The organism is Saccharothrix sp. 6-C, from assembly GCF_016695385.1.
In the GTDB taxonomy this organism is placed as follows: Bacteria; Actinomycetota; Actinomycetes; order Mycobacteriales; family Pseudonocardiaceae; genus Actinosynnema; species Actinosynnema texasense.
Genome location: NZ_CP064192.1, coordinates 3,789,806 through 3,811,997, shown reverse-complemented (window position 1 = coordinate 3,811,997; position 22,192 = coordinate 3,789,806). Strand labels below are relative to the sequence as shown.

The 22,192-nt window shown below is 71.8% G+C and carries 20 protein-coding genes and 1 pseudogene; 3 read left to right on the top strand and 18 right to left on the bottom strand.

Going from position 1 to position 22,192, the window contains the following annotated elements:
- Position 1: 1 nt before the first annotated feature.
- The 7 genes from IOD16_RS16355 to IOD16_RS16325 form a co-directional block, all read right to left on the bottom strand.
- Positions 2 to 2,380 (bottom strand): serine/threonine-protein kinase, encoded by a 2,379-nt coding sequence (locus IOD16_RS16355; protein WP_201440739.1) that lies wholly within the window; start codon positions 2,378 to 2,380, stop codon positions 2 to 4.
- Positions 2,377 to 3,438: a hypothetical protein gene (locus IOD16_RS16350; RefSeq protein ID WP_201440738.1), complete on the bottom strand. Its 1,062-nt coding sequence runs from the start codon at positions 3,436 to 3,438 to the stop codon at positions 2,377 to 2,379. Before IOD16_RS16350 ends, IOD16_RS16355 begins: the two co-directional genes overlap by 4 nt.
- 1 nt (position 3,439) lies before the next feature.
- Positions 3,440 to 4,399: a glutamate ABC transporter substrate-binding protein gene (locus IOD16_RS16345; protein WP_201440737.1), complete on the bottom strand. Its 960-nt coding sequence runs from the start codon at positions 4,397 to 4,399 to the stop codon at positions 3,440 to 3,442.
- Positions 4,396 to 5,679, bottom strand: a complete 1,284-nt coding sequence (locus IOD16_RS16340; RefSeq protein WP_236595027.1) for a hypothetical protein — start codon at positions 5,677 to 5,679, stop codon at positions 4,396 to 4,398. Before IOD16_RS16340 ends, IOD16_RS16345 begins: the two co-directional genes overlap by 4 nt.
- Before the next feature lie 134 nt (positions 5,680 to 5,813).
- Positions 5,814 to 6,317 (bottom strand): NADAR family protein, encoded by a 504-nt coding sequence (locus IOD16_RS16335; RefSeq protein ID WP_201440736.1) that lies wholly within the window; start codon positions 6,315 to 6,317, stop codon positions 5,814 to 5,816.
- 55 nt (positions 6,318 to 6,372) lie between these two features.
- On the bottom strand, positions 6,373 to 6,948 hold the full coding sequence (locus tag IOD16_RS16330; RefSeq protein WP_201440735.1) for a pyridoxamine 5'-phosphate oxidase family protein: 576 nt from the start codon (positions 6,946 to 6,948) through the stop codon (positions 6,373 to 6,375).
- Positions 6,949 to 6,959: 11 nt separating this feature from the next.
- The gene (locus IOD16_RS16325; RefSeq protein WP_201440734.1) at positions 6,960 to 7,490 is read right to left on the bottom strand and encodes an antibiotic biosynthesis monooxygenase; all 531 of its coding nucleotides are present in this window, start codon (positions 7,488 to 7,490) and stop codon (positions 6,960 to 6,962) included.
- A gap of 100 nt (positions 7,491 to 7,590) precedes the next feature.
- Here IOD16_RS16325 and IOD16_RS16320 point away from each other — a divergent pair, with 100 nt between their 5' ends.
- Positions 7,591 to 8,634, top strand: coding sequence for a threonine aldolase family protein (locus IOD16_RS16320; protein WP_201440733.1), 1,044 nt, complete (start codon positions 7,591 to 7,593; stop codon positions 8,632 to 8,634).
- Positions 8,635 to 8,760: 126 nt separating this feature from the next.
- Here the strand turns inward: IOD16_RS16320 and IOD16_RS16315 are convergent, their stop codons facing one another.
- Entirely contained in the window at positions 8,761 to 9,201 is a 441-nt protein-coding gene (locus tag IOD16_RS16315) for a MarR family winged helix-turn-helix transcriptional regulator (RefSeq protein ID WP_123741534.1), read from the bottom strand.
- Between the two features lie 226 nt (positions 9,202 to 9,427).
- Between IOD16_RS16315 and rox the strand changes: the two genes are divergently transcribed.
- Positions 9,428 to 10,849, top strand: a complete 1,422-nt coding sequence (rox, locus tag IOD16_RS16310; RefSeq protein ID WP_201440732.1) for a rifampin monooxygenase — start codon at positions 9,428 to 9,430, stop codon at positions 10,847 to 10,849.
- Positions 10,850 to 10,900: 51 nt separating this feature from the next.
- Here rox and IOD16_RS16305 read toward each other — a convergent pair whose 3' ends face one another.
- The 10 genes from IOD16_RS16305 to IOD16_RS16260 form a co-directional block, all read right to left on the bottom strand.
- Entirely contained in the window at positions 10,901 to 11,989 is a 1,089-nt protein-coding gene (locus IOD16_RS16305) for a winged helix DNA-binding domain-containing protein (RefSeq protein WP_236595026.1), read from the bottom strand.
- Positions 11,986 to 13,074, bottom strand: a complete 1,089-nt coding sequence (locus IOD16_RS16300) for an epoxide hydrolase family protein (protein ID WP_201440731.1) — start codon at positions 13,072 to 13,074, stop codon at positions 11,986 to 11,988. The genes IOD16_RS16305 and IOD16_RS16300 overlap by 4 nt, the downstream gene beginning before the upstream one ends.
- A 38-nt stretch (positions 13,075 to 13,112) precedes the next feature.
- Positions 13,113 to 13,562, bottom strand: coding sequence for a GNAT family N-acetyltransferase (locus IOD16_RS16295; protein ID WP_201440730.1), 450 nt, complete (start codon positions 13,560 to 13,562; stop codon positions 13,113 to 13,115).
- A gap of 67 nt (positions 13,563 to 13,629) precedes the next feature.
- On the bottom strand, positions 13,630 to 14,286 hold the full coding sequence (locus IOD16_RS16290; protein ID WP_201440729.1) for a maleylpyruvate isomerase N-terminal domain-containing protein: 657 nt from the start codon (positions 14,284 to 14,286) through the stop codon (positions 13,630 to 13,632).
- An 84-nt stretch (positions 14,287 to 14,370) separates the two neighbouring features.
- Positions 14,371 to 16,881 carry a MinD/ParA family ATP-binding protein gene (locus IOD16_RS16285; RefSeq protein WP_201440728.1) on the bottom strand — a complete coding sequence of 837 codons (2,511 nt, stop codon included), beginning with the start codon at positions 16,879 to 16,881 and terminating at the stop codon, positions 14,371 to 14,373.
- Positions 16,882 to 17,048: 167 nt separating this feature from the next.
- Entirely contained in the window at positions 17,049 to 17,270 is a 222-nt protein-coding gene (locus IOD16_RS16280) for a hypothetical protein (protein ID WP_201440727.1), read from the bottom strand.
- 170 nt (positions 17,271 to 17,440) lie between these two features.
- On the bottom strand, positions 17,441 to 18,136 hold the full coding sequence (locus tag IOD16_RS16275; RefSeq protein ID WP_201440726.1) for an XRE family transcriptional regulator: 696 nt from the start codon (positions 18,134 to 18,136) through the stop codon (positions 17,441 to 17,443).
- A 2-nt stretch (positions 18,137 to 18,138) separates the two neighbouring features.
- Positions 18,139 to 18,891 (bottom strand): helix-turn-helix domain-containing protein, encoded by a 753-nt coding sequence (locus tag IOD16_RS16270; RefSeq protein WP_201440725.1) that lies wholly within the window; start codon positions 18,889 to 18,891, stop codon positions 18,139 to 18,141.
- A gap of 180 nt (positions 18,892 to 19,071) precedes the next feature.
- A complete protein-coding gene (locus tag IOD16_RS16265) occupies positions 19,072 to 19,314 on the bottom strand; it encodes a hypothetical protein (RefSeq protein ID WP_201440724.1) in 243 nt (80 codons plus the stop codon).
- A gap of 583 nt (positions 19,315 to 19,897) precedes the next feature.
- Positions 19,898 to 20,077 carry a hypothetical protein gene (locus tag IOD16_RS16260; protein WP_201440723.1) on the bottom strand — a complete coding sequence of 60 codons (180 nt, stop codon included), beginning with the start codon at positions 20,075 to 20,077 and terminating at the stop codon, positions 19,898 to 19,900.
- Between the two features lie 654 nt (positions 20,078 to 20,731).
- Here IOD16_RS16260 and IOD16_RS16250 point away from each other — a divergent pair.
- Positions 20,732 to 22,170 (top strand): annotated as a pseudogene (locus IOD16_RS16250) (IS3 family transposase).
- Positions 22,171 to 22,192: the final 22 nt, after the last annotated feature.

Below are 22,192 nucleotides of genomic sequence, written 5' to 3'. Positions count from 1 at the left end.
ATCACACCAACGTCCTGGGTCGGACCGCGTTCGCGCGGTCGACGAGAGCAATGCGTTCCTCCGGGGTGTCGGCCAGCCGCGCCAACTGCCGGTAGCAGCGCTCCAGACCCGACCTCAGCCCCGACTCGCTCACCTCGCAGTCCAGCAGCTTCCCGCCGGGCGCCGCGCCGGCCCCCCGCAACGACTCCAACGCCACACCCAACAACTCCACGGTCAACCCGGCCCGCCTCGCCACGTCCAACTCCAACCCCGACAGCCTCGCACCGGCCGCCATCACCTCCGCCAACGCCTCCGCCCCGTGCCCCCGCGCGCACTCCCGGGCCGCGCCGAGGTGCGCCCGCACCGCCGCGACCTGCGCCGCCACGTGGTGCACCGACGTGTCCGGCACCGAGTGCAGCACGCCCACCGCGGCCTCCCGGTCGCCCCGCGCCACCAGCACCCGGGCCAGTCCGAACGCCGCCGACACGAACGCGTGGTCGGTGCGCCACACCACCTCGTACCCGGCCGCCGCCGCGTCCGCGTCGCCCGACGACTCCGCGCACACCGCCACCGCCAGCTTCGGCGCCGCCTCGCCCGGCAGCACGTCGCGCACCTGCTCGAACGCCGCCCGCGCCCGCTCGGCGGCCGCCGGGTCCTCACGGCTGTCCACCAACGCGGCCACACCCCGGTACCAGCCCGGCCGCCAGTCGTCCGGCGCGGGCGTCTGCGGGTCGTCCGGGTCGAACGGCGAGGCCAGCGCGTCCAGCTCACCGACCGCCTCCCGCACCCGACCCGCCTCGATCAACGCCCGCACCACCTGCAACCGCACCTCCACCGTCTGCACCGGCGCCGCCCGCAGCGCCGCCACCACCTGGTCGGGGTCACCGGTCGTCGCCGCGGTCGCCAGGAAACCCGCCGCCGCGTCCGAGGTGTCCACCTGGGGCACCGGCAGGCCCGTCGCCGCCGCCCGCACGTCCAGCCCGCCTTCCGTGCCGAACGCCCGCCGCTCCGGCGTGAACTGCCGCGACACCCCGGGCCTGGGCAGGCCGTCCTGCTGCGCCAACACCTCCCGCAGCACACCGGTCAGCTGCTCGGCCATCTCCTCCGCCGAGCCGAACCGCTGCTCCGGGTCGCGATGGGTGGCCCGCAGCAGGAACCGGTGCAACGAGTCGTGCCGGCGCAGCAACGGCTGCTCCGCTGGCTCCGGCAACGACTCCTTGCAGCGGCCCCGGAAGTCGAACTGGAAGCTCATCACCGCCAACGCCCGGCCCACCGTGTACAGGTCGGAGGCCACCGACGGGCCGTCCGTGCCGATCTCCGGCGCCTGGTAGCCGATCGTGCCGTAGATGGGGGAGTGGCGGTCGTCGATGCGCCGCACCGCGCCCAGGTCGATCAGCTTCAACTGCTCCTCGGTCTGGATCACGTTGTCCGGTTTGAAATCGCAGTACAGCAGGCCCACGTCGTGCAGGTAGCCCAACGCGGGCAGCACTTCCAGCGCGTACGCGATGGCCTGCGCCACCGGCAGCGACCCGGTGCCCGTGCCCTCCGCCCGCAACTGCTTGATCATGTCCTTGACCGACGTGCCGCCCACGTACTCCATCACGATGTAGTCCACGAGCTCGCCGCTGACCCGGTCGGCGTGCCGCACGAAATTGTGGATCTTGACGATAGTAGGGTGCTCCACCTCGGCCAGGAACCGGCGCTCCGCCATCGCCGCCGCCATCGCGTCCGCGTCACCGGAGTCCAGCAGGCCCTTCAACACCACCCACCGGTCGCTGACCGCGTGGTCGGCGGCCAGGTAGATCCAGCCGAGGCCGCCGTGCGCCAGGCACCCCAGCACCTCGTACTGGTCGTGCAGCACCTCGCCCGGCGCGAGCTTCGGCGTGAACGAGTAGTGGTGCCCGCAGTGCGCGCAGAACCCCTCCACCCGGCCGGGCCGGCCGTCCCGCCCCCGCCCGACCTCCTTGCCGCAGCTGGAGCAGAACCGCTTCGCCTCCGGCACCTCCGGATCGGTCAGCACCGCGGTCTTCGGGTCCCGGTAGGGCACCCGGGGCACCTCGACCAGGCCCGCGCCCAACCGTCCGCGCCCGGAGGACCGGGTGGACGCCGACGCCCGCCGCGAACGACCCGCCGACGCCGACGCGAGCGACCACGGGGCCGTGCCCGGCCCCGTCGCGGGACCGGTCGCGCGGTACGCGCCCGTGGCGGGACCGCTGTCGGAACCGGGCCCGGGGTGCGCGCCGGTGGCCTGCCCGCTGTCCGCGCCGACCCCCGCGTCACCGGACCCCGGCGCGGCGACCGGCACGGTGGGCGCGAGCACCGGCGCCTCCAGCCCGCACACGTCGCAGAACCCGTCGTCGTCGATCTCCCCGCCGCAGCCGGACCGCGGACACGTCCTCATCGGGCCTCCGTCCTGGCCAGCACCGCACGCTGGTAGCGCAGCACCGCCACCGTCCCCGCGTTCAGGTCGCACGGCGCGGCGGAGAGCACGTCACGCGCCCGCCGGTGCAGCCCCAGCAGCTCCGCGTCCTCGGCGAACCCGCGCCCGGCCGCCTTCGCCCGGTAGGCGTCCAACCGGCCCCGCAGCTCCGCCCGCCGGTCCAGCGACCCGGCCAGGTGCGCGACCACGTCCCGGGCCCGCGCCAACGCCGCGGCCACCGCCGCCTCCACGGCCGCCAGGTCCGGTTCCGCCACGTCCGGGAAACGTCGGCGCAGCCCGTCGAGTGCCCCGGCGACGTCGTCGACGGGCACCGGCGGGTGGTCGCCGGCGATCTCCGCCACCGCCTCCGCCCGCACCCGCGCCGCCCGCGCCCGCAGCGACCCCACCTCGGCGACCTGCCGCGACAGGGCCGCCACCCGGGCGGGGAACGTCCGGTGCAGCGCGCTCACCGACGCCACCCGCGCGACCAGGTCCGCCACCGCCGGATCGGGCGTCAACGGGTCGGCCACCGCGCGGGCGTGAGCCCGCGCCACCTCGGCGCGCAGCGCCCGCGCCGCCGGCGAGTCGATCCCCGCCACCTGCCCGGCCAGCGGGTCCAGCACCGCCAACCGCCGCGTCCACGCCTCGTGCGCCTCCGTCAGCACCGCCGTGACCAGCGCGTACTCCGCCTTCATCCGCGCCACCAACGCGCGCAGCGTCACCTGCCGCGCCACCGGCCCGGTCAACGTCCGCGCCGACGCCTCCGTCAGCACCACCGCCGGCCCGCGCAGCAGCCGCGCCACCTCCGCCGGGTCGCGCGCGTCCGACGCCTGCCGCAGCAACGCCCGGTAGGCGTCGAACCACTCCCACAGCCGCACCATCCCGGCGTCCGCCGCCTCCCACCGCCGCGCCGACACCCCCGTCAGCGCGGCGCCGCGCAGCAGCCGGTGGCCCGGGTGGTCCTCCATCACCAGCAGCGACTCGGCCACCCGGTCGCTCTCCCGGAGCGCCGCCGCCAGCTCCTCGTCCAGGGTGACCACGTCAGTCCCGGTACACGGCGACGGGCGGAGCCGGGGGACCGCCGAGCCAGCGCTGGTGGATCCGCGCCCACGTGCCGTCCGCCCGCAGCCGCTCCAGCAGCGCGTTGACGAACCGCACGAAGTCCTCGTCCGCCTTCGGGAACGCCATCCCGTACGGCTCGGCGGCGAACTGCGGGCCCACCACCTTCGTGTAGGGGTCCTGCGCGGCGAACCCGGCCAGGATCGTGTCGTCGGTGGAGATCGCGTCCACTTGGCCCTGCTGCAGCATCACCAGGCAGTCCGTCCAGTGCGCCACCGACACCGGCACCGGCCTCGACGCCGCGGCCGCCACGTTGGCCAGCGAGCTGGACCCCTTCGTCGCGCACACCCGCTTGCCGCCCAGCGACTCGATGCCCGCGACGTCGGAGCTCGACGGCACCAGCACCCGCTGCCCCGCCTGCAGGTACACCGTGGAGAAGTTCACCTTCTGCCACCGCTCGCAGGTCGCCGTCATGGTCCGCACCACGATGTCGACCTCGCCGCGCTCCAACGCCGGCACCCGCTGCTCGGAGGTCACCACCTTGAACTGGATCGCGCCCGGGTCGCCGAAGACCGCCCGCGCGACCTCCCGCACCAGGTCGACGTCGAACCCCTCCAGCTCGCCGGAGACCGGGTTGCGGAACCCCATCAGGTAGGTGTTCTGGTCCACGCCCGCGATCAGCCGCCCCCGCGCCTGGATCTCCGCCATGGTCGACCCGGCCGGCACCTGCCCCGGCGGCGGCAGCGGCCCGGTCGGGCGCAGGCTCGCCGTCGGGTCGCACGACGCCGGCGGCACGGCCGCCGTGGCGGGCGGCCCGGTCAGCTCCTCCGCCTCCGCCGGACGCGGCGGCACGGGCGAACCGCCGCCGATCGGCGGCGCGCCGCTGGGCACCGGCGCGCACGCCGCCAGCACCAGGACCAGCACCGCGAGCAGCCGTCTCATCGGTACTCCTTCAGCCGCTGCCACAACCCGGACACCGAGGCCGCCGCCGCCAGCAACGCCAGCACCACCACCGCGGGCACCACGCCGCCCAACGCGGCCCGCGCCCGCCCGATCGCGTCGGTCAGCTCCGCGCGCGCCGCGCCGATCGCCTCCACCAGCTCCGCGTCCAACGCGTCGAACGCCGTGGCCGCGCCCTGCGCGTCCTGACCCAGCGCCAACTCCACCGCCGCGGTGAAGTCGCCGGCGTCGTCGGCCTCGCGGACCTCGCGGTGCGCCTGCTGCCACCGCGCGTGGTGCCGCACCGCCTCGACCACCGGCGGCGTCCCGTCCACCACCCGCGCCCGGCCCAGCAGGTCCTCCAGCACCCGGTCTGCCTCGACGTACTCCGCCTCGTAGGTCTCGCCGCTGCCGCGCGCCACCAGCGTCAACGTCTCGTCGCCGCGCGCGGTCAGCGTCGCGATCCGGGCCCGCGCGAGCAGGTCGACCAGCGTGGCCTCGTTCTTGCTGGCCGAGGCGTTGTAGACGACCAGCACGCTCGCCGCCAGCACCCACAGCAGCGAGATCGCGGTCAACGCGGTCGCCACCAGCAGCCCGGGGTTGAGCACCCGGTTCGTCCGGCGGGTCAGGTACCGCTGCGCCGCCACCAGCGCCACCAGCGCGAGCACGCCCAGCAGGAGCTCCAGCCACGGCAGCGACCCCGCGTCCTCCAGGTCGCGCACCACGGTCCCGGTCTCCACCTCGTACAGCGCGCGCGCCGCGGGCAGCAGTCGCGTCTGCATCAACGCCGACGCCTCGCGCAGGTACGCCGCGCCCACCGGGTTGCCCTGCCGGTTGTGCGCGCGGGCCGTCTCGACCAGGCCCGTGTACACCGGCAGCTGCCCCGACAACGTCGACAGCGCCTCGGTCAGCTCGGGGGAGCGGGTGATCTCGCTGGTCGCCGCCGACAACGCCGCCGCGGCCTTCGCCACGTCCGCCTCGTACCGGCCGCGCAGTGCGGCCGACTCCACCCCGCCGGACAGGAACGCGCTCGACGCCGTGGCGTCCGCGTCCGCCATCGCCCGGTAGACCTCCTGGGCGGCGAACGCCAACGGCTCGCTGCCGTCGGCCAACGCCTCCAGCGCGGTCGACCGGCGCTGCACCGACGTCGCGGTCACCGCGCCGACCAGCAGGCTCGTCACCACCAGCAGCAGGGCCCACAGGCTCAACCTGCCCGGCGTGCTGCGGGCAAGACCCGTCACCCGGCGCAGGGCGCCGCGGTTCCGCCGAGCCTCGACCAGCACGACCGCCCCCTTCCCGAGGTGATCGGCGCCACTCGCCGCTCGGACAGCGTAGATCGAAAATCCACCTGTCGGGACGCGAACGGGCCCAACCCGCGGCTACCGGCCCACCGGTTCGAGCTCATCGGGTGACGCGATCACTCCGGGCGCAGCCGTGCGCGCACCTCCATCAGGGCCTCGCCCAGCAGGTTCAGCCCCAACCAGGACGCCGGGTCGGCCGCCCGCTCGTCGTCGGCGGCCAGCCCGATGCCCCACACCCGGTCCAGCGGACTGGCCTCCACCAGCACCCGGTCGCCGGTGCCCAGCAGGAACCCGCGCAGGTCGTCGTGCGCGCCGAACTTCGCCAGGTTGCCCCGCACGACGATGTCCAGCCGGCGCGCCACCCACTCCTGCTCGACGAACCCGCGCACCCGCCGGCCCAACGCCTTCGCCTCACCGGGTGTGCGCGCCGCCAGCACCCGCGCCGCGGTGTCCTCGTCGTCGAACAGCAGCGCCTTGCCCCACATCATGAAGTGCTCGGCTGTCGGGTAGACGCGCCCGTCGACCGTGAACGGCGCCTCCCACCACTGGCTCAGGCACTGCTTGCCGACCGGCGTGCCCGGCCGCGCCTCGTGCCCCCAGAAGAACAGGTACTTGGTCACCGCGCAGACGGTGCCACACGTCCGCGTGCCCGGTGAGCGACGGGCTTGCCGAGGCCTACCGCGACGGCAGGGGGAGCGGCAGGGCGGGCAGGCCGTCCATGCTGGTCCCGACGAAGTCCTTCTTCTCGCAGTACGCGGCGAACTCCTCGTCGGACTTGCGGGCGAAGTACTCCTCGTGCAGCGTCCGCTCGTCGCGGTAGTCCATCAGCGGCACGGCGAAGCCGCACGTGTCGCTGATCAGCTTCGCGGTCACCACCACGACCGCGCGCAACGACGGCCCGTCCGCCTCGCCGAACCCGGCCACCAGCTCGGCGAACCTCGGGTCGTCCCGGAACACCGGCTCGCCCGTGCCGTGCACGCGCACGATGTTCGGCGGACCGTCGAACGCGCACCACATGAGCGTGATCCGCCCGTTCTCCCGCAGGTGGGCGATGGTCTCGGCGTGGCTGCCGCCGAAGTCCAGGTACGCCACCCGCTGCTCGTCGAGCACCCGCCACGTGCCCCGGCGGCCCTTCGGCGACACGTTCACGTGCCCGTCGGCGGCCAGCGGCGCGGTGGCCGTGAAGAACACCGGCTGCGCCTCGATGAACTCGCGCAGACGTCCGTCGATCCGTTCATACGTCTTCCCCATGGCCGCCAGTATCACCGACGAACCCGATAACGCCTCACATCGCTGCCGGTGAGACCGGTGAACGAGTGCACCCGCTGCCACGCCGCCGACCGGCCCACCGACCCGCCGCCGGCCGCCATCGCCTCCTCGTGCGCCTCGGCCGACGTCCACTCCGCGTAGTTCAGCACCCGCAGCCCGTCCAGGCTCACGTGGAAGTGCGCCGAGATCCCGCCCGGGTGCGGCCGCTCCTCGGCCGCCAACGCGGCGAACACCAGGTCGACCCACTCCTCGGCGACCCCGGGCCGGTCCAACCGCACCGACACCAGCACCACGCACCCCACCTCCCGGTCGGCCCCGACCTCGGCGCCGGACCGGTACCGGCGGTAGGCGACCGCGCCGTCCGCGGCCTCCACCGCGCCCGACCACTGCGAATAGGTCACCGCGCCGCCACCGTCCACCCGCTCCAGCCACCGCGCGTCCAGCAACCCGGCCGGCCGGGGGTCGAACGGCACGTGGCCGGGGTGGAGGAGGACGAGGTCGGCGTCGGGTCGGGTCAGTTCCATGCCGTCGACGCTAGGCGCGGCCCACCGACGCCCGAATCAGTCAAGTGACCGGCGCACCCGTCGTTGCACACCGCCGGCGGCAGCACCCAGAATCCCCGCCATGACACCCGAGATCCGGCGCTCCCTGGTCCAGCACTCCCGGCTCCGCCAGGACCCGCACGCGGTGCTGCGCCGCCTGCTCGACCGCGTCCGACCCGGTCTCCGCCCGGACGAGCCGACCGAGCAGCTCGAACGCCGGATCGCCGACCTGCTCGGCAAGCCCGCCGCCCTGTTCTTCCCCACCGGCACGATGGCGCAGCAGACCGCGCTGCGCGTGCACGCCGAGCGCACCGGCCGCCGCACGTTCGCCGCCCACCCCCAGTGCCACCTCGCCGTCTGGGAGGACGGGGGCTACAGCGCGGTGCACGGCCTGCGCCACCACGCCGTGGCGGACCGGGAGGAGCTGATCACGTCGGCCGACCTCGCCGGTGTCCGCGAACCGATCGCCGCCCTGCTCCTCGAACTGCCCCAACGCGACCTCGGCGGCCTCCTGCCCACCTGGGACGAGCTGGTCGCGCAGACGACGTGGGCCCGCGAACGCGGCGCCGCCACGCACCTGGACGGGGCCCGGCTGTGGGAGGCGCAGCCCCACTACGACCGGCCGTTCGCCGAGATCGCCGACCTGTTCGACACCGTCTACGTCTCCCTCTACAAAGGCCTCGAAGGCGTGCGCGGCGCGGTCCTCGCGGGCGACCGGGAGACCGTCGACGCCGCGGCGGCGTGGCGGCACCGGCTCGGCGGCGCGACCCCCGACTCGTGGCCGGCCGCCCTCACCGGCCTGATGGGGCTGGACGAGGTGCTGCCCAGGATGGCCGAGTTCCGCGACCACGCCGTGGCCGTAGCCGCCGCGATCAACGCCGACGGCTACGCCACCACCCGCCCGCACGTGCCGCAGACACCGATGTTCCACGTCCACATCCCCGCGCCGAAGGACGTCGTCGCCGCCGCGGCCGAACGGATCCTCGCCGAGAGCGGCGTCGAACTGCCCCGCCGCCCCAAGTCCTCGCCCGACCCGACGCGGTGCAGCATCGAGCTGACCATCGGCGTCGTGTCCCTCGACTTCACCCCGCAGGAGGTGGCGGACCTGATCCGGCGCCTGCGCTGAGCCGGTACGGGATCCGCGCGCCCCGGATCGCACCCACCGCCTCGATGTCCTTCACGATCCGCCGCAGGACCTCCGGGTCGGGGATGTCGTAGCCGGACACCGCAGAGAGTTCTCCCGGCCGTCCCGTCAACCCTGGTGCTCCAGGACCACGTTCAGCACCCGCACCAGCTCCGCCCGCTCGGCTGCCGACAACGGCGCCAGCAGCGACTCCTGGGCCTGCCCCAGCACGCGGTCCAGGTGCCGCAGGTGCGCCACCCCCGACGGGGTGACGGTCACGATGTTGCGCCGCTTGTCGACCGGGTCCGGCCGGCGTTCCACGAAGCCCTTGTCCGCCAGCTCGTTCACGGTGGCCACCACGTCACTGCGGTCCAGCCCGCCCCGCCGCCCCAGCTCCGCCTGGCTGGCCGGCCCGAACTCGTCCAGCGCGGCCAGCAGCGAGTAGTGGTAGCGCCGCGCGCCGACCGCGCCCAACGCCTCCGACACCAACCGCGCCGCGTGGGTCGTGGCCTGGCCGAGCAGCCAGGTCGTCGTGCCGCGCAGCCGCTGGGGCGCGCCCGAGGTCTCCATGCGACCGCAGTCTACCGACTTGTTGGCCCGGCCAACGATGACGACCCGTCGGGCCCCGCGCACGACGAAGGCGAGGAGTGAACACCCTCCCCGCCACTCTCAACTTATAGCGCACCGGGGGTCTTGCCACAAGACCCGGGTCCTGCCGCACACTCTCCCCTCGAAGCCGGGACCTGCGAGAACACCGAGGACCGGCGGAAGCGACCGTGATCCACCAGGGGGTTGAATGATCGACGTGATCGTCGTCGGCGGCGGGCCGACCGGCCTGATGCTGGCCGGCGAACTGCGGCTGCACGACGTGCGCGTGCTCGTGCTGGACAAGCGGCCCGAACCGACCGAAGTCGTCCGCGCGCTCGGCCTGCACGCCCGCAGCATCGAGGTGATGGACCAGCGCGGCCTGCTGGGACGATTCCTCGCCCACGGGCGGCGGCACCCGGTCGGCGGCTTCTTCGCCGGCATCCCCAAGCCGTCACCGCGGCTCGACACCGCCCACCCGTACGTCCTGGGCATCCCCCAGCCCACCACCGACCGCCTGCTCGCCGAACACGCCACCGGGCTCGGCGCCGAGATCCGCCGCGGCGCCGAACTGGTCGGACTGGCCCAGGACGACGACGGCGTGACCGCCACCCTGGCCGACGGCGCCCGGCTGCGCACGCGCTACCTCGTCGGCTGCGACGGAGGCCGCAGCACGGTGCGCGAGCTGCTCGGCGTCGACTTCCCCGGCGAGCCCAGCCGGACCGAGACGCTGCTCGGCGAGATGAAGGTGGCCGCGGCACCGGAGGCGGTGGCCGCCGTGGTGGCCGAGGTCCGCAAGACCCAGCTCCGGTTCGGCCTCATGCCCCTCGCGGACGGCCTGCACCGCGTCATCGTGCCCGCCGAAGGAGTCACCGAGGACCGCACCGCGCCACCGACCTTCGAAGAGTTCGAGCACCAGCTCAGGGCGCACGCCGGCACCGACTTCGGCGTGCACTCGCCGCGGTGGCTCTCCCGCTTCGGCGACGCCACCCGCCAGGCCGAGCGCTACCGCGACGGCCGGGTCCTGCTGGCCGGCGACGCGGCGCACGTCCACCCGCCCGTCGGCGGCCAAGGGCTCAACCTCGGCGTGCAGGACGCGTTCAACCTGGGCTGGAAGCTCGCCGCCCAGGTCGACGGCTGGGCGCCGGACGGCCTGCTGGACAGCTACCACGCCGAACGGCACCCGGTGGCCGCCGCCGTGCTCGACACCACGCGCGCGCAGATGCAGCTGATGTCCCTCGAACCGGGGGCGCGGGCGGTGCGCCGGCTGATCGCCGAACTGATGGAGTTCGACGAGGTGAACCGCCACCTCACCGAGAAGATCACCGCCACCGCCCTGCGCTACGACTTCGGCGAGGGCCACCCCCTGCTCGGCCGGCGGCTGCGCGACGTGCGGCTCGAGCACGGCCGCCTCTACGAGCTGACGCACGCGGGCCGCGGCCTGCTGCTCGACCAGACCGGCCGGCTCTCCGCCGCGGGCTGGACCGACCGCGTCGACCACGTCGTCGCGGTCAGCGAGGAACTCGACGCGCCCGCCGTGCTGCTGCGCCCGGACGGCCACGTGGCGTGGGTCGGCGAAGACCAGGACGACCTGGTCGCCCACCTGCCCACGTGGTTCGGCGCCGCCGCCTGAGCACGGGCGTCGGGCGGGCACGCCGGGGGAGGCGGCCCGCCCGACACCCGATCAGGCGTGCCCGCCGACCGACACCGTGCCCACGGTCAGCTCCGGCCGCCCCTCCAGGAACTCGCCGACCCGCGCCACCTCCCGGTCCAACCCGGCCGCGTGCGCCGGGGACAACGCCGCGAACGGCTCCACCGTGACCACGATCCGCCGACCCGACCGCTTCTGGTGCCACACCCCGGCCACCACGCCGTCCACCAGCAGCACCGGGAAGTTCCCCGCCTGCCCGCCCGACAACGCCCGCTCGAACGCCCGACCCGGGAACACCACCTCACGCGGGTGGCTGCCCACCACGTAAGCGTCGAAGTAGGGGAGCAGCCGCACCCCGGCCAGCGGCTCGTCCGGCCACTCCGTGTCGCCGCGCACCACCCACCCGCCGTCCACCCGCTCCAGGTCCGCCCGCTCGAACACCCCGTCCACCCACCGCTTCGGCGCCGCCAGCCACTTCGCGAAGTGCGCCTGCGTCGCCGGCCCGTAGGACCGCAGGTAGGCGTGCAGCAGCCCGACCGCCCCGTCCCCGGCCGGCGCGAAACCCGGCAACCACCGCTGCGGGCTCGTGTACGCCACCTTCCGGCCCTTGTTCGGCGCGAAGCACATCGCGCCCCGGTTCGACGCCACACCCATCGCCTCCACCCACCGCGGCCACGGCGTCCCGCCGAACGCCTCCACCACCCGCTCGCCCGCCCACGCGCCGGTGCGCGCCACCACCGCCTCGGTCAGCTCGTCACCGGTCAGCTCGTCGTCGCGCAACGCGTCCGCGACCGCCGCCACCACCTGGTCCGCCTGCTCCTCGGTGAGCAGCCGCAGCCGGTGCGGCAACTCCGACAAGGCCCCCGTCCACATCGGCAGGTCGGCCGTCGGCAGCAGGTGCACCGTGCCACGCGGCCCCCGCGTCTTCACCAACGTCCGGTCCACCCACAACGCGTCCCGCACCTGCTGCCGGGTCAGCGCCGTGCGGACCCCGATCGACAGCTCCGCCGCCGACATCACCTGCGCGTGCGCGCCGCACATCGCCCGCACCACCGCCACCGGGTCGGCCGACGGCTCCAGCAACGAGTGCCGGCGCAACCGCCGGCCGATCACCCGGTTCACCGCACCTTCCCGAAGAACGCGCGCAGCTCGTCCGCGAACAGGCCGGGCACCTCCAGCGCCACGAAGTGCCCGCCCGGCTTCGCCTGCGGCCAGTGCACGATGTCGTTGTGCCGCTCGGCCAGCCGCCGGATCGCGGGTGGACCGCTGTAGACGCCCGTCGGCACCAGCCGCTGCCCTTGCGGCCACGCGAACCGCTCGTTGTCGTACATGAACCACGACGACGACCCCGCCGTGCCGGTCAACCAGTACAGCGTGGCGTTGACCAGCAGCAGGTCCCGGTCGATGGCCTGCTCGGGCGAGTCCACCGTGATGGTGAACTCCTGGAACTTGTGCATCAACCACGCCAGCAGCGCCACCGGCGAATCGTGCCACCCCACCGCGAAGGTCTGCGGCGCGGCGCGCAGCAACGCGTGGTGGTCCACCCCGGCGCCGGCCCACTGCCGCATCTGCCAGTAGAACTCCCGCTCCTCGTCGGTCAGCTCCGGCAGGTCCGCCTCGGTCGGGAACCCCAGACCACCGTTCACGAACACCCCGACCACGTGCTCCGGCGCGGCCTTCGCCACCTCCGGCGCGATGTAGGCGCCGAGATCGCCTCCCTGCACCCCGTACCGCCCGTACCCCAGCCGCGCCATCAGCCCGGCGAACACCCGGCCCGCGCGGGCGACGTCGAACGGCCCGGTCGGCTTCCCGGAGAACCCGAACCCCGGGATGCTCGGCACCACCACGTGGAAGTCCCGCAGGTGCGCCAGCGCGTCCACGAACTCGACGAACGTGTTCGGCCAGCCGTGCACCAGCAGCAACGGCAACGCGTCCGGGTTGTCGCCGCGGACGTGCAGGAAGTGCACGTCCAGCCCGTCGATCTCCGTGACGAACTGGGGGAACGCGTTCAGCCGAGCCTCCTGCGCCCGCCAGTCGAACCCGCCGCGCCAGTACTCGGCCAGGTCGCGCAGGTAGTCCACCGGCACACCCCGCTGCCACCCCGTGCCGGGCAGCGGCCGCACCCAGCGGGCTCGGGCGAGCCGGTCGGCGAGGTCGTCCAGGTCGGTCTGCGGCACGGCGATGCGGAACTCTCGGATCTCGGTCACGACACCGACGCTAGAACCCGAGTAGGACAGGATCGGTCCTAGATCAACCCCGGGTGCCCGAACTGGGCGATCCGCAGCCCGCCTTCCACCACCACCGTGTCGACCAACCGGAACCCCAGCCCCTCGTACAACGCGATGGCGGGTGCGTTCGCCGCACCCGTCGACACGATCGCCGGCCCGCCCTCGGCCAGCACCTGCTCCACCAGGCGTCTGGCGAACCCCAGCCGGAAGTGGCTCGGCTCCACGCACAACCGGTCGATGTCCAGCACACCGTCCACCTTCGCGTAGCCGACGAACGCCACCATGTCGTTGTCGACGTACCCGCCGAGCCACCGCAACGGCGCGCTGCGGATGTCCTCCACCGTCTCGTGCAACCCGGGTATCGCGGTGCTCCCGATCAGGTCCGCCTCGACCGCGTACGACCGCGCCGCGATCCGGTGCACCGCCCGCACCGTCTCGTCGTCGGCCAAGTCCAGAGGCACGATCATGAGGACATCCTTTCCCACGAGGTGATCCGCCGGTTACCCCGTCCGCTCACCAGCGGAAACCCACTCGTCAACCGAGAACCAACGGCAGTCTCGCGGCCCACTCGCCGAGCTCGGCCCGCTCCGCGTCGGTCGGGGCCCGCCGCCCGGTGCCGACCGTCAACGCGTCCGCGTCGGAGAAGGACGCCGGGAACGCCCCTCCCGCGATCTCCTCCAGCAGCCCGCGCGCCCGGGCCAGGCCCTCGGCGGGCGGCCGGGGCGCGCGGGGGAGATGCGCGACCAGGTCGAGGTGGTGCAACGTCCACTCCAGGACGTACGCGGACAGGTAGTCGGCCACGGTGAGCACCTCGCCACGGGTCCCGACACGCGCCGCCGGATCGGCGAGTCCGGCGGCCCGGCCCGCCGCCGACCCGACGTCGTCGAGGTGGAACTCCAGCAACCGCGGCTCCCCGTACGCGGCGGCCAACCGGACCGTCAACGCGTCGAGCGGGTCGTCACCGGTCGGCGGCGTCGACGTGACGTTCCAGTAGGTCACCGCGTCCCGCGTCGCCTCCGCCCGCGTCGGGGTCGCCAACGTGATCAGCACGTCCTGCGCGTCGATGACCAGGTGGCACACCAGGTCCCGCACGAGCCAACCGGCACAACCCGACGGCCGCGCGAAGTCCTCGTCCGCCAACCCGGCCACCGCCTCGCGCAACGCCGACCACGAGCGTTCGAAGAGGTCCATGCCACGATTGTCCCGGCCGTGACGCGCAGTCGACCGCTCGTCACGTCGGCCCACGGCGAGGTCGAGCCGACCACGTACCTCCGGCTAATTCGGAGGCGGCCATGATCTCCTGGGGTTGTCGGGGTATCCATCAGGGTAGAGGTCTTCCCGCTGCTTCACCGCGGCCACCAGCCCGCCGTATTCTTCGGGCGATATTTCTCCGTATGCAAGCCGGGCATCCAGCACATAAATGGCGTCCGCACGTGGAACTTGAGGAGGATTATGCTGCCCGAATTCCCACAGCCAGTACTTCTTGTTCACATACTCCTGCTCCGACAGCGCCCCCAGGCCCCAGGCGGTGTCTATCCTCGCTGAAGCCTGGTCCGGGGTGGGGAACTGCGGATGGTGAAAAATCAGCTTCGAGATCGTTCGCCGCGTCATCCCGACGGCCCGGTTGACCAGGGCACGAAATTCCCTCTCGATCTCCGCCCGCGAGAAGGCGGCTGATTCGAGCGCCAAATTCCGCGCTCTTGTGAAGTCTGCATGCGTCATCCTTCCCGCACCGTAGAGAACTGTGATCATTTTGATTTTTTCCGTCCACGGGATCGTGGTGCCCGTGTACGGCGCCAATCCCGAGGCGATCATGATCGGCGTGGTAAGAGGCTCTACTGGAACGATTGCGACCGGCCCAGTCGCGGGCTCACTCGGAACGATCGCGACCGGTCCTGTCGGAAGCTCCTCCGCAAGAGAGCGAGGGGCGAAGTCGGAGAAGTCGTCGGTCACCGTGGCGGCGAGTTCCAGCAGGGCGAACCGGGTCTTCGAGCCCAACTCTTCCAACTCGGTCTCCGCGACCATCTCCAGATGCGTGTCGAACGGGATCCGCACGACGGCGCGGCAGCGTTGGACGAAGTACGCGGCGAGCTTCTCCGGGTCCATCCTGCCTGAACCCGATCGCACCGAGTTGATCACAGTGGTGGACTTGGCGACCAGGTCGCGGTAGCCGTGTGCCTCCAGCCAGTCCAACGTGGCGGCCAGGGTCTGGGTGCCGTCCACCGAACCTGACGACACCAGCACGAGCGAGTCCGCCTGGCTCAGGATGCCCTTCGCGGCCGGGTGCGTCAGGTCGGTTCCGCAGTCGACGAGAACGATGTCGTAGAAGCGCTCCAGCAGCGACACCGCGCGCAGGTAGCCCTGTTCGCTGAGCGCCTCGGCCATCACCGGGCCCTTCTCGGACGCGAGGACCTCCAGTCCGCTGCGCGACCGGGACGTGTAGGCGCGGATCTCGCTGTGATGGGCGATCCGGGACGCGTCGCGCAACAGGTCTCGGACTGTCGCCGTGGTCTCGCGGACAACCTCCGGTGCCGGCGTGCCGCGGTCGGAGTTGGCGTCCACGGCAATGACCCGGTCAAAACGGTCGGCCGCAGGGCGGTGGCGAAGGCGTGCCAGCACGGCGCCCAGGCAGGCGGTGACCGTGCTTCCCCCGACGCCGTCCTCCACCCCGACCACCACGATCTTGTGGCATCTGCCTGACGGACGCGTGATACGTGCGATCAACTCCCGCCGGCGCACGTCGGCCGCGCTCTCGCCCGAGCTCACCAGCCCGGTCAGCGCAGTCATGGTCTTGCGCCAACCCGACTGCAGTCGATGCCGATGCGATCCGGACACGGTGACCGACGGGTTCTGCCTCACCCATGGCGGCGCGGTGGGGTCACGTACCACGTCCGACGCGTTGCCCACTTCTTCGTGGCCAACAGTCCAGGTCAACCGGTTGTCCTGGACTTGTCCGGGCCGGACAACCCTCGCATCGGACAGGCCGACGTAGTTCTGGAGGGCATCCAGGTGGGCGACCAGGACGTGGTTGTCCGCTTGCAGCTGCTGGACCATCCGCTCGGCCGAGAGTGCACGTTCGAGGGTGCGCCGCAGTTCGTGCTGGGCCTCCTCGAGGACGTCGTGGATCGCGTTCCCGTCGGCCTTTGCCTTCCCGAGCGCCTCGTTCCGATCCTCGAGCAGCCGCTGGTGGGAGCTCTGCAAGCCGACCAACGCGACGTACAAGACGCTGGACAGACCTCTGAGCTCGGTATCGGTCTTCTGCGCCTCGATCAGCTCCCGCTGTGCGACCAGGAGGTCCTGCTTGAGCCGAGCGACCTCGGCGGCCTTCGCGGTGGTGCGGGGCTTGCGAGGTCCCGTCGATGGCCCGACGGCAGCCAGACTCGCCTGTACCACCTCGTCGCACAACCGCGTCAACTGGTCGGCGACCGCCCGCACCTCGGCGGTCGGGCGTTGCCGTGCCCACAGCTCGTGGAACGCCTCGACGAGCCCTGTGGGCACAGGGCCCTTGTCCATCTTCATCGTCTCGGACAACCGGCGTCTTTCGATTGTCGGTGCGCCAGTGTCGGAGACCCTGAGGATCCCGTGATGCCGCGCGCCCTCCGGGTCCTGAGCGGCCCAGTGTTGGGCGGCATCGTTCCTGCTGAATCCACCCGCACGGGCCAGGCGGTCCAGCAGTAGGACCAGGTCGACCGCTGATTGCCCGTACCGGCTGCGCAGAGCCCGCTCGTCGAGTGAAGGAGGGGCGCCGCCGCGGGAACGGCCGGGCCTTGACGATGTGTCGTCCATGCTGGGCTGCACCTCACCCTTGTCCGGGCCACCCGACGGTCCAGTCCGGGCTGATCGATCAACTCATCGCCTTGCTGGAGCGCCACGTCCCGCGGTGCCGTCGGTTGCGGCGGCACCGCGTGACCGTTGCCAATGGGCTGGTTGGCGGCGGCTTGCACTCGTCTTTGTCAGCTGGGAGCGCCCCGGCCGTGATCGTTCGAGGGATCTTCGATCAGGTTGTGGAAGGCGATCGCCGACAACCCGACGGCGGTGAGCCCGGCGAGAATGGCGGCGGGAATGTTGTCCCCCGCCAACCAGGCGAGCAGACCGACGATGCCTCCGCACACCAGCGCCAGTAGGAGAATCAAGGCAAGTCGGAGCGTGAACAGCGGTGGCTGCGGTGAGGACATGGCTCGTCTCCGTCAGGGTGTCGCGGCTGGACATCGCCGCCGGGGCGGTGTCGGGAAGGGTGAGTGGCTGCGGTGGACGGGGCGGCGGATCAAGGGGTGTCCGGGGCTCAACAGTCGGGCCATTCGTGACGATCGGTCGTCGCCGAAGGCACCGCCCGCGGCTCGTCCTGCTAGTCGCCGCGCGTGGGGTCAGGGGCCGGGGGGTGGCGTTGCGCGACCATCATCCAGGAGGTGACGCTGACGGTGAGCAGGCCGTAAACGGCGAACATGATCTCGGTTGGCACGTGGTGCAGCCACATCAGGATGGCACTGGCGGTCAGGACACCCACCGCAGTGGTGAACGCCGTGAGCGCCAGAAGAGTGAACCGAAGCCGCCGCATGCCGGCGCTCCGGCTGCGTTGACGCTGTAGCGGTGGGACAGGGGCGGCTGCGCGAGGGACGGGCGGGGTGACGGGCTGGGACGGACGCGCCGGGAGGACGTCCCGACCGGTGGTCTGCGGCGTGGTGTCAGGCGTCGGGAGGGCGTCGGGGGCGGTGCCGGATGCCTCCGGGGTGCTCTGGTTGATCCGGTGCCAGGTGTGGATCCATCGTCGGCGCTCCTCGGGAGGAACGTTGCAACCGACGAGGAAGAGTTCGAGTTTGTGCAGTGGGGGCAGGGCGTCTCCGACGACCATGGCCTGTGCGGTGCTGCTTGCCATGCCCTTGCCCGCCCGTTGGCTGATCTGCCGGTAGGACAACTTCCTGCTCTTGCGCATGGCGTCGAGCAGCGTCAGGAAGTCACGCGGAGTTCTCAGGTCGCCCACGCCCTGAGCAGCACGGTCCGCGTCGGGCCGTTCGCGGCGAGGTTCAGCACGGTTGTTTGCCATGGCTACAACCCGATGACCGGGGGAGCGGCCAGCCTGTCCACCCTGAATGCTTCGCTGTCGTCCACGAGCTTGATCTTCCGGACGAAGGGCTTTTCGAGGCGCCGCCCGGCGTCGACGCCGGGCAGGTGGATGGTCCACAGCGCCAGTCCGACCGTGGCCATGACGAGGAACCCGAGGATGGTGGGGACGGGGATCGCGTGGCGCGTCATGAGGATGGCGCACAGTGGTGCCCCGACCGCCGGGACCAGCAGCCACGGCAGGTGCCTGTGCACATGATCAGGGATGGGCTTGGGTCTGCGGGGATAGGCTCGGCGCACGTCTTCCAGGGTCGGCCACGCGGTGTGGTGGTGCGGCGGTTGCGGGTCGACGTAGGTGGGCGCGGCAGGGGCGGGATCACGCGGCATGACCGGGGCAGCGGACAGGGTCGCCGGAATCAGGATTTCGGGCTCGGCAGCCGCAGCTCGTGTGAGCCGGTCGAACGCGCCGAGCCAGCGCAGGCGTTCCTCGGAGGAAACGTCGCACACGACCAGGAAGCCGCGTAGCAGCACCAGATCGAGATCACGCCTTCCTGTGATGACGGCGTGCGCGCTGGTGCGGGAGATGCCTGGGACACCCTGGGCCTTGCGCCCCAGCCGGGCGTAGGACAGCCCTCTTTCGCGACGCAACTCGTCCAGTGCCTTGGCGAGCTCGGACAGGGTGGCGGCGGTCATCGCCGTGGACATCGCGCGCGACAGCGGTTGCCAGCCGCCCAGCACGAAGTCTTGGGGGGTGGGGTTGCCGTCCGCAGGCTGGCCTGCTCGGCGGCGTGACGGACTGCGGCGTGCGGACGCGGTCGGAGCCGGGCGCGACGGCCTGGGCGCCGCAGGGCGCCCAGGCGACAAACGCGCGGCGATGCCTTCCCGGGGCATGGGCTGGCTGGCCATGCGGGGGCCCGGTCAGCGGGAGAGGCTGATCGACGGCCTGGTGCGAGGAGGACTGAGCAGGCTGTGGCCGGTTCTCACCGCGACCAGACTCAGCACCGACACGAGCATCAGCGTGATGTTGGTGTCGTATCCCCAGCGCAACAGGACCAGGACGAAGACGTAGACGACTACCAGCACCGCTGCCCGGACGAACACCGCGGGCAGCGGTAAGCATGAAAACGATCCGCTGTTCGCGGGAGTGAAAGCGATGATCATGATCCTCACCCGTTCTCGACGTGCTGTGGCCCGGACACGTCCACCTCCGACGGGCTCACGGGTACCGGCCGGTTGGCGCCGATCCGGTACCTGGGAAGCAGCTCGCGGATGTGGTGTTTCTACGACACCATGATGGCTGGAACAGGCGGCAAACGCACGGAAGTGAGCTTTCACGGACGTCCAGAGGACGATCTGGACAGCAGATCGCTGTGACTGGGCCGCAGGTCAGGACGCGGTTTTCGTCCAGGACAAACTTTCTGGGCATGTGTTTCGTCCTGGGCGCGCTGGCAGCCTCGGTTCGCTCCGCCTATCGTTGAACGCGAGGCAGTGGGTCCTATGGGCCGCAGTCTTCACCTCGACTCCGTTCGTCCGTGGCCCGGACACGAGAGCGAGTTGGCGGGTCGCCGTTGGCGCGGGACCTGCCTTGGCTCAGTGCCACCCGTGCCACGCGAGCCATCACCTGGCACGGGTGGCACTGAGCCAGTAGCTGTTGTCCGGTTACCCAACCGGACAACAGCCGGACACGACAACCTGGTCCCAACACCAGTCTCCCTAACCAGGTCGCCAACAGCTGGTGCCGGTGTCATCCCTGTGAGGACCGAACTGCTCCGGTGAGCTCGCTGCTGGTGTTCGACGGCCGGGGTCGTCGGGCTGGCACCGGGGCGAGCACCGCGGTGAACCGCGCGACCTGCTCCACGGTCACGCGCCGGTAGACCGGGTCGTCGCCGGCCAGTCGCACGTGCTCGTCCACGTTGTGGCCCATGAGGCTCCCCCGGACCGTCGGTGCGTTCGACGCAACAGTCGGACACACCACGCCCGAAGAGCGTGCGCGCGCACCGGCCCGTGCCGCCTGAGTATACGACGGTGACCGGGTGTTTCCGATGTCAGCTCATGCAAGTCGAACGAGCCGGGGAACACCGACACCTCCGCATCCGCCGACGGTCAACGTCGGACTTCCGCACGTGTCCTATCAGGTTGCCGTAACGACCTTGTCGATGCCGACCGCGTCCGAAATCGCCTTCTCCATGATCTCGACAGCGGTGATCGCCCCGTGGAGGACTCGGGTATGGCCTCAGAAGATCTCGCGGGCAAGGCCACGCAGATCTCCGCGCGTCCGGTGTCTCAACGATGCGAGCGCGTGGACGATGTCCAGTTGCCGGCGGACAACCAGATACGGCGTTCGATCGGTGGCGTCGGACAGTGGAGGCATAGTCACGTTCACTGTTGGAAGTCAACGTGCGGCCGGGCCGTGACATGTCGCTGCATATGCCCAGCTCAAGGCCTGACAGTTGGGTCTGCTGGACGAGTAGGTGACAGTGGCAGTCACGCAGCCTGACCCCTCTTGGTCAGACTGGTGCGAGACACCTCGTGTGATCGAGGTTCGTGATCAAGGGCGGGATCGGAGATTCTTGTGCTCGTGTCCACCCCATCCGACAAGCAGTCCCGGCGTTCCTCCGGCGCGACACCCACCGATCCGGCCGCGCGTCCGTCCCGGCGGACGTTCACCACCGAGTACAAGCTCGCTTTGGTCGCGGAGTACGAGAATGCCCCGAACGGGGAGAAGGGCGCGATCCTGCGCCGCGAGGGCCTGTACTCCTCGCACGTCATCGAGTGGACCCGGGCTCGAGACGCGGGCCGGTTGGGCGGTGCGGCGGCGGAATCGACGGCCTCGGCGACACCGGCGCGCAGGTCGGCCGAGCAGGTCGAGCTGGAGAAGCTGCGCCGGCAGAACGAGAAGTTGGCCTCCGACCTGGTCAGGACCCGGATGGCGCTGGACATCATGGGAAAAGCTCACGCGCTCTTGCGGGAACTCTCCGTGAGCACGGACGAGGGCAGGCCGCCCAGGACGTGACGGCGGCCGCGTTCGCCGAGCTGCGCGCCGCCGACGTCCCGGTAACCACGTCGTGCGCGCTGACCGGCAGGTCCCGGGCCACGCACTACCGCCACGCCGGGATGACGGGCCCGCCGTCCGGCCCCCGGCCGCGACGTCGTCCGCCGCCGCACGCCCTGGACGCAGCCGAACGCACCGAGGTGTTGGAGGTGTTGACCAGCCCTGTCTACCGGGACCTGGCGATCCCGCAGGTGTGGGCACGCGAGTTGGACGAGGGCCGTTACCGGTGCTCGATCTCCACGATGTACCGGATCGCCCGCGCCGCCGGGCAGGTCCGCGAACGCCGCCGCACCGCCACCCACCCGCCCCGGACACGCCCGGAACTGCTCGCCCGTGGTCCGAGCCAGGTGTGGTCGTGGGACATCACCGCGTTGAAAGGGCCGGTGAAAGGCATCTGGTACCGCTGTTACGTCGTGCTGGACATCTTCTCCCGGTACGTCACCGGGTGGCTGGTCGCCGCCGCGGAGGACGCGGTCGTGGCCAGGGACTTCCTCGCCGACGCCGTCGCCCGCAACGGCACCGCGCCACACACGGTCCACGCCGACCGCGGCGGCGCCATGGTCTCCAAACCGGTCTCCGCGCTCCTGGTCGACCTCGGCGTGCTCCGCTCGCATTCCCGTCCCCGCGTCTCGAACGACAACCCCTATTCCGAAGCCCAGTTCAAGACGATGAAGTACGTGCCCGACTTCCCCGAACGGTTCGGCTCCCTGGCCGACGCCCGCGCGTTCTGCGAGGAGTTCTTCCTCGCCTACAACCACGAACACCGTCACTCCGGCATCGGCATGCACACCCCCGCGTCCGTCCACTTCGGAACCGCAGAACAGATCCGCGACCAACGCCAGGCCACTCTCGACCGCGCCCACACCCGACACCCACAACGCTTCGCACACCGACCCCGACCACCCCGACTGCCCGAGACAGCCTGGATCAACCAGCCTGTCGAGCAACCGCAACCGACCCCGTAAACACAACCTGTCTCATCTGAAT